This is a genomic window from Pedobacter sp. (assembly GCF_046462515.1).
GTDB lineage: Bacteria > Bacteroidota > Bacteroidia > Sphingobacteriales > Sphingobacteriaceae > Pedobacter.
In genome coordinates this window covers 96,287-114,170 of record NZ_JBKGVD010000006.1, presented here as the reverse complement: position 1 = coordinate 114,170, position 17,884 = coordinate 96,287, and the positions used below count along the sequence as shown (strand labels likewise).

The 17,884-nt window shown below is 36.3% G+C and carries 14 protein-coding genes; 9 read left to right on the top strand and 5 right to left on the bottom strand.

What is annotated here, in order from left to right:
- Positions 1-78 precede the first annotated feature (78 nt).
- From fabF to gatB, 4 genes are all read right to left on the bottom strand, one after another.
- Positions 79-1,320: a beta-ketoacyl-ACP synthase II gene (gene fabF, locus ACLHG9_RS06260; protein ID WP_410220638.1), complete on the bottom strand. Its 1,242-nt coding sequence runs from the start codon at positions 1,318-1,320 to the stop codon at positions 79-81.
- 155 nt (positions 1,321-1,475) lie between these two features.
- Complete coding sequence (locus tag ACLHG9_RS06255; RefSeq protein ID WP_410220637.1) at positions 1,476-2,165, bottom strand: response regulator transcription factor; 690 nt, start codon at positions 2,163-2,165, stop codon at positions 1,476-1,478.
- A gap of 104 nt (positions 2,166-2,269) precedes the next feature.
- Positions 2,270-3,379: a redoxin domain-containing protein gene (locus tag ACLHG9_RS06250; protein WP_410220636.1), complete on the bottom strand. Its 1,110-nt coding sequence runs from the start codon at positions 3,377-3,379 to the stop codon at positions 2,270-2,272.
- Entirely contained in the window at positions 3,379-4,845 is a 1,467-nt protein-coding gene (gatB, locus tag ACLHG9_RS06245; RefSeq protein ID WP_410220635.1) for an Asp-tRNA(Asn)/Glu-tRNA(Gln) amidotransferase subunit GatB, read from the bottom strand. The genes ACLHG9_RS06250 and gatB overlap by 1 nt, the downstream gene beginning before the upstream one ends.
- 136 nt (positions 4,846-4,981) lie before the next feature.
- On the opposite strand from gatB, the gene ACLHG9_RS06240 reads away from it, so the two are divergent.
- The 4 genes from ACLHG9_RS06240 (at position 4,982) to ACLHG9_RS06225 (ending at position 9,829) form a co-directional block, all read left to right on the top strand.
- Complete coding sequence (locus tag ACLHG9_RS06240; RefSeq protein WP_410220634.1) at positions 4,982-5,401, top strand: hypothetical protein; 420 nt, start codon at positions 4,982-4,984, stop codon at positions 5,399-5,401.
- Between the two features lie 146 nt (positions 5,402-5,547).
- Positions 5,548-7,686, top strand: a complete 2,139-nt coding sequence (gene rnr, locus ACLHG9_RS06235) for a ribonuclease R (protein ID WP_410220633.1) — start codon at positions 5,548-5,550, stop codon at positions 7,684-7,686.
- Positions 7,686-8,864, top strand: coding sequence for a carboxypeptidase-like regulatory domain-containing protein (locus ACLHG9_RS06230; RefSeq protein ID WP_410220632.1), 1,179 nt, complete (start codon positions 7,686-7,688; stop codon positions 8,862-8,864). Before rnr ends, ACLHG9_RS06230 begins: the two co-directional genes overlap by 1 nt.
- A gap of 2 nt (positions 8,865-8,866) precedes the next feature.
- On the top strand, positions 8,867-9,829 hold the full coding sequence (locus ACLHG9_RS06225) for a polyprenyl synthetase family protein (RefSeq protein WP_410220631.1): 963 nt from the start codon (positions 8,867-8,869) through the stop codon (positions 9,827-9,829).
- A 4-nt stretch (positions 9,830-9,833) separates the two neighbouring features.
- Here ACLHG9_RS06225 and ACLHG9_RS06220 read toward each other — a convergent pair whose 3' ends face one another.
- On the bottom strand, positions 9,834-10,298 hold the full coding sequence (locus ACLHG9_RS06220; RefSeq protein ID WP_410220630.1) for a DUF5362 family protein: 465 nt from the start codon (positions 10,296-10,298) through the stop codon (positions 9,834-9,836).
- Positions 10,299-10,428: 130 nt separating this feature from the next.
- On the opposite strand from ACLHG9_RS06220, the gene ychF reads away from it, so the two are divergent.
- The 5 genes from ychF to yidC all read left to right on the top strand — a co-directional run bounded on the left by ychF (position 10,429) and on the right by yidC (position 17,872).
- Complete coding sequence (gene ychF, locus ACLHG9_RS06215) at positions 10,429-11,523, top strand: redox-regulated ATPase YchF (RefSeq protein ID WP_410220629.1); 1,095 nt, start codon at positions 10,429-10,431, stop codon at positions 11,521-11,523.
- A gap of 258 nt (positions 11,524-11,781) precedes the next feature.
- Positions 11,782-12,660: a 1-aminocyclopropane-1-carboxylate deaminase/D-cysteine desulfhydrase gene (locus tag ACLHG9_RS06210; RefSeq protein WP_410220628.1), complete on the top strand. Its 879-nt coding sequence runs from the start codon at positions 11,782-11,784 to the stop codon at positions 12,658-12,660.
- A 159-nt stretch (positions 12,661-12,819) separates the two neighbouring features.
- Entirely contained in the window at positions 12,820-14,151 is a 1,332-nt protein-coding gene (lat, locus tag ACLHG9_RS06205) for an L-lysine 6-transaminase (RefSeq protein ID WP_410220627.1), read from the top strand.
- Positions 14,152-14,439: 288 nt separating this feature from the next.
- The gene (locus tag ACLHG9_RS06200) at positions 14,440-16,056 is read left to right on the top strand and encodes a CTP synthase (RefSeq protein ID WP_410220626.1); all 1,617 of its coding nucleotides are present in this window, start codon (positions 14,440-14,442) and stop codon (positions 16,054-16,056) included.
- A gap of 19 nt (positions 16,057-16,075) precedes the next feature.
- Positions 16,076-17,872, top strand: coding sequence for a membrane protein insertase YidC (yidC, locus tag ACLHG9_RS06195; RefSeq protein ID WP_410220625.1), 1,797 nt, complete (start codon positions 16,076-16,078; stop codon positions 17,870-17,872).
- Positions 17,873-17,884 lie beyond the last annotated feature (12 nt).

The following is a 17,884-nucleotide window of genomic DNA, read 5'->3' as shown; positions in this document are numbered from 1 at the left end:
CAGTTTATTAAGAATCTTACGATAGCCGTTAGCGTGTTAAATTCGCTAACGGCTTTTTTTATACTGATATTTTTGGTTTTAAACCAGCTCTTTAAAAACAACGGTACTGTTATGGCCGCCAAAACCAAAAGCATTGCTCATAGCGGTTTTTACTTCTTTATGCAGTGCTTTATTAAATACCAGTTGCATACCTGCTGGTATTTCAGGATCAGGTTCTGAAACATTAATAGTTGGAGGTACAACATTATCATTAATGCTCTTAATGGCAATGATTGCCTCTATCGCTGCTGCTGCGCCTAACAAGTGCCCAGTCATAGATTTGGTAGAACTGATATGCAATTTTTTTGAAGCACCAAAAACTAAATTAGCTGCATTAATTTCTGCAAGATCTCCAACTGGTGTAGAAGTAGCATGAAGATTTAGATAGTCTAATTCTTCTGGTTTAACACCTCCTTCTTCTAAAGCCAAAGCCATTGCTTTAGCAGCTCCAATTCCTTCAGGGTGTGGCGAAGTAATATGATAAGCATCGGCAGTCATGGCAGCTCCAACAACTTCAGCATAGATTTTAGCCCCACGAGCTTTCGCATGCTCATATTCTTCTAAAATCAATGCCCCTGCACCTTCTCCCATTACAAAGCCATCTCGGTTTTTATCGAATGGTCTGCTTGCAGTTTGCGGATCATCATTTCTATGCGACATAGCCTTTAAAGCTGCGAAACCACCAAAAGATGCAGGTGTAATTCCGGCTTCTGAACCTCCGGTAACAAATAACTTTGCCTTGCCCATTTTGATGTAGTTAAAAGCATCCATAATGGCATTGTTACCCGTAGCGCAAGCCGATACAGGCGTATAGTTTATACCCTGTAAGCCAAACTTCATTGAAATTAAACCCGAAGCCATATTTACCAATAGTTTTGGTATGAAGAAAGGGCTAAAACGTGGATTATAGTCGCCCTTTACATAATTTTCTACTTCTGTTTCAAAAGTTTGCATTCCACCCTGCCCGCTTCCCCAGATTACGCCGAAATCGAAAGGGTCAATCGTACTTAAATCTATTCCTGAATCTTCCATCGCCTGCGAAGCAGCATACAGAGCATATTGAGTAAATAAATCAGTACGCTTAATTTCGTTTCTATCTAAATGCTCGGCAGGATTAAAGTCTTTAACTTCGCAAGCCATCTGCGAACGAAAACGTGATACATCGAAACGTGTAACATGTTCACCTGCGCTCTTCCCAGATATAATATTATTCCAGAAATCTGCTATGTTATGACCTAAGGGATTAATGGTTCCTAAACCGGTAACTACAACTCTTTTCATTTGCCTGTGTTTTTGAAACTGCAAATTTCGCATTCGTTAGGGTGTGAATTGTCGTTTTTTTCTAATTATTTTAGTTTTAGAGTCATATAGAGTCTTGAATTCATAAAAAAAGCCACTCTATCAAGAATGGCTTTACTATAAAATTTTAATCAATTTTAAGATAGTTCAAACTTGTATCCTACTCCTTTTACAGTAGAAACATAGTTTTCGCCTAGTTTTTCTCTTAATTTTCTGATGTGTACATCAATGGTTCTGTTGGTAACCACTACCGAATCTTCCCAGATGTTTTTCAATATCGATTCACGGGTATAAACTTTGCCAGGTTTAGAAGCTAGCAGATAAAGCAATTCAAATTCTTTTTTAGCCAAGATTACTTTTTCCCCATTTTGGTAAACCAGATATGCTTCTCTGTCGATCACCAGATCTCCTATTTCTAATTTATTTTCAGAAACTTCGTCATTGCTTGCATTGCGACGCAAAATAGCATTAATGCGACTTACTAAAGCTCTTGGTTTAATGGGCTTGGCAATGTAATCATCTGCTCCAACATTAAAACCCGCTATTTCAGAATACTCTTCGCTTCTGGCTGTTAAAAACACCATAAAAGTATTTTTAAACTCAGGAATAGCCCTCATTAAACGACAAGCTTCTATACCATCCATTTTAGGCATCATGATATCTAATATAATCAGATCGGGCTGAACTTTTTTCGCTACGTTAATCCCTTCCTGACCATTACTAGCCAAAAACACCTGATAGCCTTCTTTTTTGAGATTGTATTCTATCAGTTCAAGAATATCCGGCTCGTCATCAACAATTAATATCTTCTGCTTAGCTGTACTCATCGTTGTTTTATTTGTTACGAAAGTAAGTATACAATTGCAACATTTGATTAATTCAAAGTTAATAAATTGTTAATAACCCAGATTAACTTAACATTTACGAAAAATTACTTTAAGGTTTTGCTTAAAAACTGATCCAGTTCTTCGCCCCTAAGGTCTCTGGCAACGATTTTACCATTAGGATCCAACAAGAACGAGCTCGGTATAGCTTCTATCTGGTATAACCTTACTACTTCTCCTTCAAAGTCTTTAAGTTCACCTGCATGATCCCAGACTAAACCATCTTGTTTAATAGCACCTTGCCATGCCTGTTTATCTTTATCTAAAGAAATTCCAAGAATGGTAAAATTCTTGTCTTTAAATTTATGGTAGGCTTTTACTACATTAGGGTTCTCTTCGCGACATGGCCCACACCACGAAGCCCAGAAATCAATCAGCAAATATTTACCCCTGTAATCTGATAACTTAATAGTTTTACCATCTATGGATGGAATACTAAAATCAGGCGCAGTTTCACCTACCTGAACAGCTTTCAGTTTTTCTACTTTACTCACAAAATTGGCTACCATTGGGTTTTTCTTCAATTTTGGATCTACTTTAGCTGCATAATCTACCATAGCTTTTTCATTACCCGCCGGATTAATTAAGCTGATGGCATAAAAACTAACCAGTGAACTGGTGTTACTATTGGCAAAATTGATCATTTGCTGGTTAAGCTCATTTAGAGCTTTGGTAAAAACAGGTGTAAGCTCCTGAATAATCTGTTCCCTTTTGTCAGGTGCTTCTCCAACCCTTTTTTCAAAGTCGGCCTTGATATCTTCTATCTTAGTCTGATATTTAAATTTCAGTGCATTAAACTCTGTAAGCTTATCAGCATCTTCTGCTCCTGTAATTTTATAGCTATGATTTTTATCATTGATATCAGCCGTTAATTTAACCACTTCACCATTTTTAGCCAGAATGATATATTCATTTGTACCAAAATTTACCCTATAAAAATCACTTTCAGGAGCAGAACGTGAAAAGGTAAATTCACCTTTTTCTGATAAGGTGGTTGAATCTATCACGTTCATACCGTTATTTTCCATACCGTACAGGTACACTTTTTTTTCTGCACCGGGATTTTCAAATTTCCCATCGATGATGAATTTAGTTTTGTCTTTACAGGCAAACAGAAACGTTGCTGCAACTAATGCTAATCCAATTTTTTTGTTCATTACTTCAATTTTTCTAAAATTATATCGTTAACTTTTTTTGCGTCGGCCTTACCTTTTGAGGCTTTCATTACTTCGCCTACAAATAATCCTAAAACGCCTTTTTTACCTTTTTTATATGCCTCTACCTGTTGTCCGTATTTATTCAGCACTTCTTCTATAGTAGCCAACAAAGTATCTTGATCTTCGCTGATCAATAGGTTAAGTTTTTCTGCTAAAGTGAATACATTTTCATCTGTATGCTGCTCTAAAGCAGGCAACAAATATTGCAATGCATTTTGCTGGCTTATTTGTTTATCATCTACCAGATTAACAAGCACTGCAAATCTGGACGGAGATACAGGATAAGTGTTAATATCGCATTGCTGAGTATTAAGTACTGCTCTTAAATTACCGATAAGCCAATTGATCAGACTTTTTTCATTTTTAACAATATGCCTGGCCTTATTAAAGTAACTATATAGTGCTTTATCTTCTGCTATTAACATTGCTTCAGAAAGATTTAACCCGTATTTCTGTACCAGTTCATTGGCAATATGACGAGGCAGCTCAGGCATGGCCCCTTTTATTTTACTCAGCCATTCATCTGAAATTACCACAGGTGCTAAATCCGGATCTGGAAAATAACGGTAATCATTGGCTTCCTCTTTGGTACGCATGGGTGAAGTTGTACCTTCATCTGCATCAAAATTTAAAGTACATTGCTGTATGGTTTCGCCACTTTGCATAGCTTTTACCTGCCGGTCAAACTCAAAATCAATAGCCCTCCGCACATTACGGATTGAATTGAGGTTCTTTACCTCGCAACGTGTGCCAAATTCTTTATGTCCGAATGGCCTTATCGAAATATTCGCATCACAACGTAATGAGCCTTCTTCCATATTGCCATCACTCACATCTAAAAAACGAACCAATTGCCTGATTTCTGCAAGCAAGGCCGAAGCTTCTTCAGCACTGCTGATATCAGGTTCGGTTACGATCTCTATTAAAGGAACTCCTGCCCTGTTCAGATCAACAAATGAGTATGCCGCATCCTGATCGTGCATACTCTTACCGGCATCTTCTTCAAGATGAATACGATTGATACCTACACGCTTTTGAACACCATTTGACAAATCAAGCAGTATAAACCCATTTTTGCAAATTGGTCTGTTGTCCTGAGTAATCTGATAGCCTTTGGGCAAATCGGCATAAAAATAATTCTTCCTGTCAAAGAAATTGTATTGATTGATTTCACAGTTTAAGGCTAAGCCTATTCTAATTGCCTTTTCTATTACTTCCTTATTTAATTGAGGTAGTGTGCCAGGCAATGCCAAACTTATAGGCGAAATATGCTCATTAGGCCTTGCACCGAACGCTGCGCTATCTGATGAAAATATTTTAGACTGTGTGTTTAACTGGACATGAATTTCTAATCCGGAAACCAGCTCAAATGAAGTATTGTTATTTTCTGTAGTATATAAACTCATCCAAAAAAACTTAAAATGCCTCGGCTACAGGTATCAAAGATAGCTATTAATGTATAATTAAGGTTACTAAACCATAATTATATAAATTATGGCACAAAAATGGTTTTGTATCAATAACACACAAATTATAATTGTTATGAAAAAGTTAGTTTTATTAGCAGGTTTAGTTTTAGCTCTAGGTAGCTTTAAACCCGTTAACGCTCAAGTTAGTCTAAATATTAATATAGGCTCACAACCTAACTGGGGTCCGCGTGGATATGATTATGTAGAGTATTATTACATGCCCGAAATTAACACTTACTATTACGTACCATCTAAAAGCTTTATCTATTTAGAGGGCGGTCACTGGGTGCACAGAAAAAGCTTACCAAAACGATATCATTCTTATAATTTATACAGCGGACGTAAAATTGTAATTAACGAACCTAAGCCTTACTTACGCCAGGTACGTTATGTAGATAACCGTTATTACAAAAAAGATAATGGAAACCATTATGGACATTATAAAAATGGCAAAGCCTATAAACATGGTAAAGGCAGAGGTGATAGAGATTAATATTTTCCTTTAATGCAAAAGCGGCCTGTTTAAGCAAATTTAATAAAATCTTAAACAGGCTTTGTTATTTTAGCTGCCTTGCATATTTAATGTTTAAATTAGCACAAAAATCTACCATCTAAATCCTTAACAACAGAAAAACACTTATGGCAAAAAATAAAAATGCACAGTTTAAACAGGTTCTTACCCAGTTAATAACTGATATTTTTGAAAAAAATCGAAATATAGCCTTAAATCACAAACAGGTTGCCTCACGCTTAAATTTGAGCGACAAGGCATCTGTAGAAACCATACTTGAAGTTTTGGTAGAACAAACCGAAAAGGGTTTATTCATCAGACCTGAACGCGGCAAATTCAAACTTAAAGAACAAAAAACCTTTATTACCGGAACGGTAGATATGACTGCCAGTGGTTCTGCTTTTGTAATACCTGATGATGAATTTGAAAAAGATGTTTTTATTGCTCCGCGTAAATTAGGTAATGCTTTAGATGGCGATAAAGTTAAAGTTTATGTTTTTGGTAAGAAAAGCGGCCGAAGAAACGAGGGCGAAATTGTTGAGATCTTACAAAGAGCAAAAACAGATTTTATAGGTATAGCCAAAATATCAGAAAAATTTGCTTTCGTTATACCAGACGACCGCAAGATGCTCCACGATATTTTTGTTCCTCTGGCAGATATTAACGGGGCAAAAAATGGCGAAAAAGTAATGGCAAGCATTACAGACTGGCCAGAAGGCGCCAAAAATCCGATCGGGAAAATAACGTATGTTTTAGGCAACACAGGCGAGAACAATACCGAAATGAATGCCATATTAGCCCAATACGGTTTTCCTCTTTCATTTCCTACCGAAGTAGAAAACGAAGCTAATACCATTCCAGACAATATAGCTCAATCAGAACTGAACAACAGAAAAGATTTTAGAAACACTATAACTTTTACCATCGATCCTATTGATGCCAAAGATTTTGATGACGCCATTTCTTTCAAGAAACTGGGAAATGGCAATTATGAAATAGGTGTACACATTGCCGATGTTTCTCATTATGTAACGCCCAACTCGGCTTTAGATAAAGAGGCTTACCAAAGGGCAACTTCTGTGTACCTAGTTGATAGAGTAATACCTATGCTGCCCGAACATTTATCTAACGGTGTGTGCTCTTTAAGGCCAAATGAAGATAAATTGTGCTTTTCTGCGGTTTTTGAAATGAATGAAAAGGCACACATACTTCACCAATGGTTTGGGCGCACCATTATCCATTCTAACAGAAGGTTTACTTATGAAGAAGCGCAGGAAATCATCGAAAACAAAACAGGCGATTTTGCAGAAGAGATCTTAAAATTAAATGAACTGGCTCATATTTTAAGGGTTGAAAAATTTAAAAACGGCGCAATCAGTTTTGAAAGCGCAGAGGTTAAATTTAAGCTCGATGAGTTTAGCAGACCTATTGGTGTATATGTAAAAGAAAGAAAAGATGCACATAAACTGATAGAAGATTTTATGCTGCTGGCCAATAAAAAGGTTGCAGAACATGTGGCTAAAATGGGTAAAGGTAAAAAGCAATATACATTTGTATATAGAACCCACGATTCGCCTAATACCGAAAGCTTAAATAGTTTTGCCACATTTGCTTCAAGATTTGGTTATAAAATCAATACCCGTTCTGATAAAGAAATAGCAAGGTCATTAAATCATTTAATGGAAGATGTTGAAGGTAAAAAAGAACAGAATATATTAACTCAACTGGCCATTAGATCTATGGCTAAAGCTGTTTATACCACTAAAAAAACCAGCCATTATGGTTTAGCCTTCGATTATTATACTCATTTTACTTCCCCTATACGCCGTTATCCCGATATTATGGTACATCGTTTACTGGCACAGTACCTGGAAGGTGGAAAATCGGCCAGTGCAGAAGAATATGAAAAAGCCAGTGAGCACTCTTCAGCAATGGAGAAAAAGGCTGCCGATGCCGAAAGAGCATCTGTAAAATATAAACAGGCCGAATATCTTGAAGATAATGTAGGCAGGATTTATACTGGAATTATATCTGGTGTTACCGAATGGGGCATGTATGTAGAAATTATAGAAAATAAGTGCGAGGGCATGGTGCGTTTACGTGATATTACCGACGATTTTTATGTTTTGGACGAAAAGAATTTCTGTATTATAGGTCAACGCAAAAAACACAAATACCAGTTAGGGGATGAAGTAAGCATTAAAGTAAAAAAAGTGGATCTTACAAAGCGACAGATAGATTTTACGCTGATCTCTAAATTTGATTAATGAGGTTTTACATCTTTATTCTTTGCTGTTTCTTTTATCTCAATACATCTGCACAGACCATTCGTGGTAAAGTTAGAGATCCTGATTATAATGGGATCCCCTTTGTTTCGGTAGGCATTACAGGAAGTAATGCGTTTACAATAACCAACAACAATGGAGAGTTCGAATTAAAAGATGTAAGCAAGAGCGGTAAGCTAAGATTTAGCCATGTAAACTACCAAAGCCTTGATACGTTGATTAAAGATTATGCGGACGAATTGGTTGTGAAACTTGTTCCTGCTCGTATTACCTTAAAAGAAGTTACTGTAAAGACTGTTTCCGCAGAACAGTTTTTAAAAAACGCTTTAGAAAAAGCTGCAAAAAATGTAGCTTTTCATCATTATGGAAGCGCATTTTACAGACAGCTTACTTCTTTAAACAACAAGCCTTTTCAAATTTACGAGCTGTTTTATGATATAGATTTCAATCCTCAGAAAATACAAGGATGGATAGCCAGACAAACACGCTTTGCTCAAGAAAATCAGGATGTAAATTTTGCTTTTGACAATCTTTCTTATTTAACTTTTTCGCTGGCAGGATATCTGTTTACTGAAAAACCGGGAAAATTTATATCCTTAAATTCTATATCTGATTACCATGTTAAGCTTATTCATTATATTGAAAAAGATGATCGGTCTATAGCTGTAATCAGTTGCATATTGAAATCACCCAAAAAGAATGAGTTTTATGGTAATAGTATATTTTACATTGATTTAGAAGATTTTTTGATCTATCGTGTAGAAAATCAGATTTATCATATTCCTATGAAATTTGATCGTTCAGTGAGCCATAAGGCCCCTCAGCTAAGTACTATTGCTACCTTTAAAAAAACCTCTTCTGCTATTTCCATTTTAGAAAGTGTTTCAACAAAGCTATTTTTGCCGCTAAAAATTAAAAATACCGATTTAAATGTAAGCGCAAGTTCAATGCTTTTGGTATATCAGCTTAATGATGAACTAAAGACACAGCAATTTAATGAGGTGGTTAAAAATACAACAGATAGTAAAACCATTAATTCGATAACTTATAATGCTGATTTCTGGAAAAACAATCAGACAGTAAAGCAAACTTTTTTAGAAAGCAGCTTTATTAAACTGATGGAAAGCAAAGCAGCATTTGGAACCATGATAAACCCTTAACCATGCATACACCGGCAGAATTACTACATATTATAGAAGAAGCTATCACAAAAATCCCGTACCCTAAACATCCGGCAAACCTGTATGAACCCATCAGATACATCATGAGTTTGGGTGGAAAACGCATCAGGCCCGTCATGGTTTTAATGGCAACCGAACTTTTTACAGAAGATGTATTAAAAGCAATTGATGTAGCCTTAGCTATCGAGACTTTCCACAACTTTACTCTTGTACATGATGATATTATGGACAATGCACCTTTACGCAGAGGTAAACAAACCGTACACGAAAAATGGGGCAGCAATAACGCCATATTAAGCGGAGATGTAATGATGGTTGAATCGAACAAACATTTGTCTAAAGTTGATATATCTGTACTTAAACCCGTTTTAGACACTTTTAATCAGACCGCCCAGGGCGTATGCGAAGGACAGCAACTGGATATGGAATTTGAACAGCGTAACGATGTAAGCATTGCAGAATACATAGAAATGATTCGCAAGAAAACAGCAGTTCTGTTAGGTGGCGCAATGAAACTGGGTGCTATTGTAGGTGGTTCATCAGATGAAAACGCCGAACTACTCTACCAATTTGGCGAAAATTTAGGTATAGCTTTCCAATTACAAGACGATATCCTCGATGTATATGCTGATCCCAATAAATTTGGCAAAAAGGTAGGCGGAGACATCGTAGCCAATAAAAAAACATTCCTGCATCTCAAAGCATTAGAATTGGCAAATCAATACGAAACCGCTTGTTTAATGAGCACCAATCAGGATGAAAATAATAAGATCAGTCAGGTTACAGCCCTTTACGATCAATATCAGATCAAAGAACTGGCTACCACACAGATGGAAACTTTTTTAAATAGGGCAAACCATGCACTTAATAAATTGAGCGTTGCTGATGAGCGGAAACAGAACTTTAGGCTGCTGGTACAGCAAATATTAGAGCGGGAAAGCTAAAAAGCTATCTCGCTCCCAATAAAATACCTGATGCAATGGCAAAAATGTAAAAAACAATGATCACAATAGTGAGTATTCCCCAAAATCTGAATAAGGTTTTTAATCTCGAGAAAGCATCAGAAAGACTTTCTTGATTACCATATAATACTCCGTTCTTAGCTTTGCCAGCATACTGTACCAATAATAAACTGGGTACAAAAACAATAACAGCCTGTACAAAGAACATGATGCCAAAAACAGAGGCACCTACCCCTCCCATTGGTCCCATTAACTTACCCAGTTCGGGATTAGCTGTCATTGCAGCGCTCATACCCATCGCTGTAAGTACCAACAAAGCCGACACAAAAAAGCCTACAATAGCTAAAAAATTAGCCCATTTAGCCATATCATAAATATAACTGCGCATATCTTCTGTTACGATAAGTTGCGGAAAACCCTGCTCTTGTTTTTCGTCTGTTTGATTATCCATATTTATTTTTCTATTTTACCTAAGGCGAAACTAATAATAATTTATCTCTGTACAAACTACTATGTAAAGGCCTTAAAAATTAATATCTTTGCCGCCTAATTTATCCAAGTAATAAGAAAATCTAATATAAATGGCATTACAATGTGGTATCGTAGGTTTACCAAACGTAGGTAAATCTACCCTATTTAACTGTTTATCAAATGCAAAAGCACAATCGGCCAACTTCCCGTTTTGTACAATTGAACCTAACGTAGGTGTAATAACCGTACCTGATGAAAGACTGAACAAGTTAGCAGAATTGGTTAAACCACAGCGCTTGGTTCCTAACACCATAGAAATTGTAGATATTGCAGGTCTGGTAAAAGGCGCTTCAAAAGGTGAAGGATTGGGTAACCAGTTTTTAGGAAACATCAGGGCTACCAATGCTATTATTCACGTATTGCGTTGCTTTGATGATGGAAATATTATTCATGTTGATGGTTCGGTTGATCCCATAAGAGATAAAGAGATTATTGATACCGAATTACAGCTAAAGGATCTTGATACAGTTGTAAAGCGCATACAAAAAGTAGAAAAACAGGCCAAGAATGATAAAGATGCCAAGAAAGAGTTTGATGTTCTAAGTGCTATCAAAACTCATCTTGAAACGGGTAAATCTGTACGTACCGCAGTTTTAGAATCCGAGGATTTTGAACTGATCGAAGGTTTAGGTTTGCTAACCCAAAAACCGGTAATGTATGTATGTAATGTTGACGAAGCATCGGTAATTAGTGGAAATAAATATGTAGAACAGGTAAAAGAAGCAGTAGCTGATGAAAAAGCAGAAGTATTGGTTATTTCTGCCAAAATCGAATCAGAAATTGCTGAACTGGAAAGCTATGAAGAACGCCAGATGTTCTTAGCTGACTTAGGCTTAGACGAATCAGGTGTGAACAAATTAATCAGGGCGGCCTATACTTTGTTAGATCTGTATACTTATTTTACTGCTGGTGTACAAGAAGTAAGAGCATGGACTATTACAAAAGGTTTTACCGCGCCACAAGCTGCCGGAGTAATACATACCGATTTTGAACGTGGTTTTATCCGTGCAGAGGTGATCAAATACAATGATTTTATTACTTATGGTTCTGAGAATGCCTGCAAAGAAGCGGGTAAACTTGGCGTTGAAGGTAAAAGCTACGTTGTTGAAGATGGAGATATTATGCATTTCAGATTTAACGTTTAATCACTGAATATATTGATTGCAAAAAGCTACTCTAAGAGTAGCTTTTTGTTTTTTATATCCTGACCGTCATACTTACATAGTCGTCATGCTGAACTTGTTTCAGCGTCTAAATAGAAGAGCACAAAGACCCTGAAACGAGTTCAGGGTGACTATCATCATCACGTAATAGGTCTCATTAAAATAAAGACCTTTTTAAATAAATTCAGCATGATCCAGTATTTAAAACATTAAATAACTTTGCAAAGTTTAACCCATCATATGAACATTTACAGTCCCATTCAACAAATCAGGTTTAAAAACTATCAGAATATCGATGTTAAACGAGACGATCTGATAGACCCCTACATATCAGGCAATAAATGGCGTAAGTTGAAATATGTTTTAGAAGATGCATCAAACCAACAAAAAAAGCATTTGGTAACTTTTGGTGGAGCGTACTCCAACCACCTCCTCGCCACGGCTGCCGCAGCCTCACGTTTTGGTTTTAAATCAACTGCTTTTGTACGTGGCGATCAGGTTGAAAACGAAACACTGTTATTATGCAAGCTTTTTGGTATGCGGCTCATTTTTATAAGCCGCGGATCTTACCTCAACAAACAGGCCTTATTTACACTTCATTTTGAAAAAGATAAGGATGCTTATTTCATTGATGAAGGCGGAGCAGGCTTGCTGGCAACCAAAGGCTGTGCAGAAATTATTGCAGAATTACCTCAACCTTATACACATCTGTTTTGTGCCGCTGGAACCGGAACAACTGCCTCAGGTTTGTTAAGAGGCCTACAGCAATACCACCCCAACACCCAATTGCATGTTATACCAGTTTTAAAAGGTGGAGATTTTATCAAAGATGAGATTGCCAAATACCATGAAAATTTAACCGGTTTGCATATTCATACTGATTACCATTTTGGAGGCTATGCCAAAACCACCACAGAATTGCTCACATTCATGAAAGATTTTATCCAAGAAACAGGTTTATTGATAGATCCTGTATATACCGCAAAAATGATGTACGCAATTTATGACTTGCAGCAACAAAACTATTTCAAGGAAAATGATCAGATATTAGCTTTACATACTGGAGGTTTAAATGGCATTTTTGGGAAAAAAGAAAAAATTAGCCAGATACTTATGTAACTTTTCTTTGACAAACAGAGTACTCATTCTGGTTTCAAGTTCAGAATCATGGTTTAAACAGTTTAAACCTATTTTTTAACCGAAAAGGCTCAAAAACGCCTCAAATTTGAAAATTAGGCACATTTATTTAAATTTGGTGCCAACCAAAACCCATAATATATGTACCAATTAAACATCGAACCGAGCCGTGTTAATGAGACTTTGAAGAAGCATATTTTAGCCGACGGTTATGACATCACTTACGATATGGAAAAAAGTAGTGGTGCTTATATGTACGATTCTAAAGGCAACAGAAAACTATTAGATTTCTTTACCTGTTTTGCCTCTGTACCCTTGGGCTATAACCATCCAAAAATGATTAATGATGAGAGCTTTAAGCACAATCTGCTTTTAGCTGCAATTGCCAATCCCTCAAACTCAGATGTTTATACACAGCAATACGCTCAGTTTGTTGATACTTTCTCTAAAGTAGGCATTCCTTCATATCTACCTCATGCGTTTTTTATTGCGGGAGGTGCATTAGCTGTTGAAAATGCTATTAAAACTGCTATGGACTGGAAAGTTCAGAAAAACTTTGCCAAAGGATACAAAGAAGAAAAAGGATTTAAAGTAATCCATTTTGAAAAAGCATTTCATGGTCGCAGTGGCTATACACTAAGCTTAACCAATACCTTACCCGATAAAACCAAATGGTTTGCAAAATTTGACTGGCCGCGCATTAGCACACCTCAGCTTAAATTTCCTTTAACAGAAGAAAATTTAAATCAGGTTAAAGCAGAGGAAGCCCGCTCAATTGAACAGATCAAAAAAGCATTTGCCGATAATAAAGACGATGTTTGTGCCATTATCATAGAGCCTGTACAATCTGAAGGAGGCGACAATCATTTCAGAGAAGATTTTTTGATTCAGTTACGCCAGCTTGCAGATGAAAACGAAGCCATGCTAATTTATGATGAAGTACAAACCGGTGTGGGTTTAACAGGTAAATTCTGGTGCCACCAGCATTTTAGTGAACAAGCTCAACCAGATATCATTTCTTTTGGTAAGAAAATGCAGATCTGCGGTATTCTTGTAGGTAAAAAAGTAGAAGAAGTAGAAGGGAATGTTTTCAATGTTCCTTCACGTATCAACTCTACATGGGGCGGTAATCTGGTAGATATGGTACGTTCTACTCAGATCTTAAATATTATTGAAGAAGACAGACTGGTAGAAAACGCTCAGAGCGTAGGTAAGTACCTACAAGATGAGTTAACCAAACTTGCTCAGAAACATGATAAAATGAGTAATATCCGTGGTCGAGGTTTATTAACTGCATTCGATTTTCCTAATAAAGAAATGCGTGATCAGTTTGTAGCAAAAGGTATGGAACATAATGTAATGTTCTTAGGTTGCGGTAACCAAACCATCCGTTTCAGGCCTGCGTTATGTATAGAAAAATCCCACATCGATGAAGGTATAAGTATCATGGAAAAAATACTTCCAGCATTATAATATTCTCTTTTTTTTCTATCTGTAAAAGGGTCTTTAGTTATTGCTATTTTGCAAACTAAAGGCCCCTTTTTTATTGTATTTAGCTATAAAGACCCAGTTATAATCTCTAATTTCTTTCAATCTTTTTTTGTTTCTGCTATTCATAATAGTGTAAGCCAGTTCTTTATCTCGCGTATTGTGGATATTAAATATCTTTTCAACAAAAGCTAAACATCCGTCTTTTTTTATTACCTTTGTATCCCGTACAAAAAGCAACAAAAGCATATTTGTTGCACTAAAAATTCATCCATGACTAAGTATATTTTTGTTACGGGCGGTGTTACTTCCTCATTGGGAAAAGGCATCATTTCCGCTTCATTAGCTAAACTTTTACAAGCCAGAGGTTACAGAGTAACCATTCAGAAATTCGATCCTTATATTAACATAGACCCGGGAACTTTAAACCCATATGAACACGGCGAATGCTTTGTTACAGAGGACGGAGCAGAAACAGATTTAGATTTAGGTCATTATGAGCGTTTCTTAAACACCCCTACTTCACAGGCCAATAACATCACTACCGGTCGTATCTACCAAAATGTAATCAATAAAGAGCGTCATGGCGATTATTTAGGAAAAACTGTACAGGTTATCCCTCACATTACCGACGAGATCAAGCATAATATGCGTATACTGGGCGATAGCGGTAATTACGATATCGTAATTACAGAATTGGGGGGAACCGTTGGTGATATTGAGTCTTTGCCTTTTATAGAAGCCGTACGCCAGTTTAAATGGGAAGAAGGTGCAAACAATGCCATTGTGATCCACCTTACTTTAATTCCTTTCTTAGCCGCTGCAGGCGAATTAAAAACCAAGCCTACCCAACACTCTGTAAAAACATTATTAGAATACGGCATACAGCCTGATATTTTAGTATGCCGTACAGAACACCGCATCAGTCCCGATATCCGCAAAAAAATAGCTTTATTTTGTAATGTAAACGTAAATGCAGTAATTGAATCTATTGATGCATCATCAATCTACAGCGTTCCGTTGTTAATGATGAAAGAAAATCTGGATAAAACCGTTCTTTCTAAATTAAAATTACCTACTAAAAATGAGCCTGATATGGAAAGTTGGAAAGACTTTCTGGGCCGTTTAAAAAACCCTACTTCTGAAGTAAAAATTGGTTTGGTAGGTAAATATGTTGAACTACCTGATGCTTATAAATCTATTAACGAAGCTTTTATTCATGCAGGCGCAAAGAATGAGTGCAAAGTCCGCATAGAATATATTCCCTCAGAAACAATATATGCAGATAACGTAAAAGAAAAATTAGGTCATTTAAATGGTGTATTGGTTGCACCGGGCTTTGGTAGCAGAGGTGTTGAAGGTAAAGTTGATGCCATTAAATATGTACGTGAAAACAATATTCCTTTCTTTGGTATATGTTTAGGTATGCAGTGTTCAGTAATTGAGTTTGGACGTAATGTATTGGGCCTAACCAATGCAAATACAACCGAAATAGACGAGCATACGCCATATCCTGTCATCAATATGATGGAAGAGCAGAAAAATATTACCGCAAAAGGTGGTACTATGCGCCTTGGCGCTTACCCTTGTGATATTAAAAAGGGAACAAAAGCTTATTCTGCCTATGGAAAAACACATATTTCTGAACGTCACAGACATCGTTACGAATTTAATAATGCGTATCTAAAACAATACGAAGAAGCTGGTTTAATGGCTTCAGGGATCAATCCAGAAAGCAATTTAGTGGAAATTGTAGAGCTAAAAAACCATCCTTTTTTCGTTGGTTCTCAATTTCATCCAGAATTAAAATCAACAGTTGCTAATCCTCACCCACTTTTTGTTAAATTTGTGGCCGCCGCAATTGAGCAGGCCAAAAAGAAAACAAGTTAAGAAAGAATAAAATAGTAAAATGGATAAAAACACCTTTACAGGTTTATTCCTGATAATGATCATATTAGGAGTATCTGTATTTTTTATGAAGCCTAATGAGGCTGAGATCAAAAAGGAAAGAGAAAGAATTACCGCCGACTCGCTTAAAAAAGCAGGCGTTACCCCAAATACAACCGAAACAAAACAAATTAATGCCAAACCAGCCATAGATTCTGCCGCATTAAAAGGTCCTTTTGGTGCAAATCTTGCCGGTAATGCACAGACGCTTACAGTTGAAAATGAAAAACTGAAAGTTACTTTCAGCAACTTAGGTGGTAAAATTGCTTCAGTAGAAATTAAAGGCGAGAAAGCCTATAATGGTAAGCCTGTAACCTTATTTGAAGGAGATCAGAACAAATTTGGTCTTAATCTGAATATAGGCGGGCAAATTGTAAATACCAACAATTTGTATTTTACAGCTACACAAACTGGCAACACGGTAAATATGAAAGCCAGTTATGCAGAAGGTAAAGACATTGAGTTTGCTTATACTTTACAGCCTGATAGCTACAATGTAGATTTCAACATCAATCTAAAAGGCTTAAACCAGGTTATACAAGGCAATACAGTAGCTTTAAACTGGGAAAGTACACTTTTAGAACAGGAAAAAGACCCTAAAAAAGAGCAGGAACACTCTGCACCATATTTCAAATATGTAGATAAAACACCCGATCACTTAAATCTTCGTAAAGACGAAAAAGAAGAATTAAAAGAAGGAAAAATTGAGTGGATCTCTTTTAAACAACATTTCTTCTCTGCGGTGTTAATGAGCAACACCCCATTTGAAAAAGGCGATTTAGAAGTTAAGATATTAACAGAGCCTGGAACCATTAAATGGTACGGAGCTAATATGCAATTACCTTTTAACCAGCTTGCTGCTCAGAATTACGGTTTTAAATTCTATTTCGGGACCAATAAATTCTCTACGCTAAAAGCACAAGGACATGAGCTTGAAAAACAGGTTGATTTAGGTTACTGGCCTTTAAAATACATTAACAGGTTTATTGTATTGCCAGTTTTCAACTTATTGGAAAGCTTCCATTGGGGTTATGGATTAATCATTTTAGTTTTAACAATCCTGTTAAAACTGGCTATGTCGCCATTAACTTATAAGTCATACGTGTCTATGGCTAAAATGAGGATTTTAAAGCCAGAAATGGATGAAATTAAAGCTAAAGTAGGCGAAGATAACCCTACTCTTTTACAACAGGAATACTTAAAGCTATATAAACAAGTTGGTGTAAACCCATTGGGAGGTTGTTTACCTATGGTATTACAATTACCTTTTGTAATGGCATTCTTTTTCTTCTTTCCTAACTTATTTGAGCTTAGAGGCGAAAGTTTCTTATGGATGAAAGACCTTTCCACGTATGATAACTTTATCAGCTTTGGTTTTAACATTCCTTTAATTGGTAATCACTTGAGTTTAATGTGTTTATTAATGACCATTTCTACATTGATTTATACTTACTTTAACAACCAGATATCGGGCGCTACAGGTCAAATGAAATACATTGGCTATATTATGCCTTTAATTTTCTTTGGAGTGTTAAACAGTTATCCTTCTGGTTTGAACTATTACTATTTCCTTGCTAACATGATTACTTTCTTACAACAGTTTATCATCAGAAAAATGGTAAACGATGATAAGATACATGCTATCTTACAGGAAAATAAGACCAAACCAAAAACAGAAAAGAAGAAATCGGGTTTCCAATCCCGTTTAGAAGATTACATGCGCCAGCAACAGCAGGCCGCTAATCAAAAGAAAAAATAAATAATAAAAGCA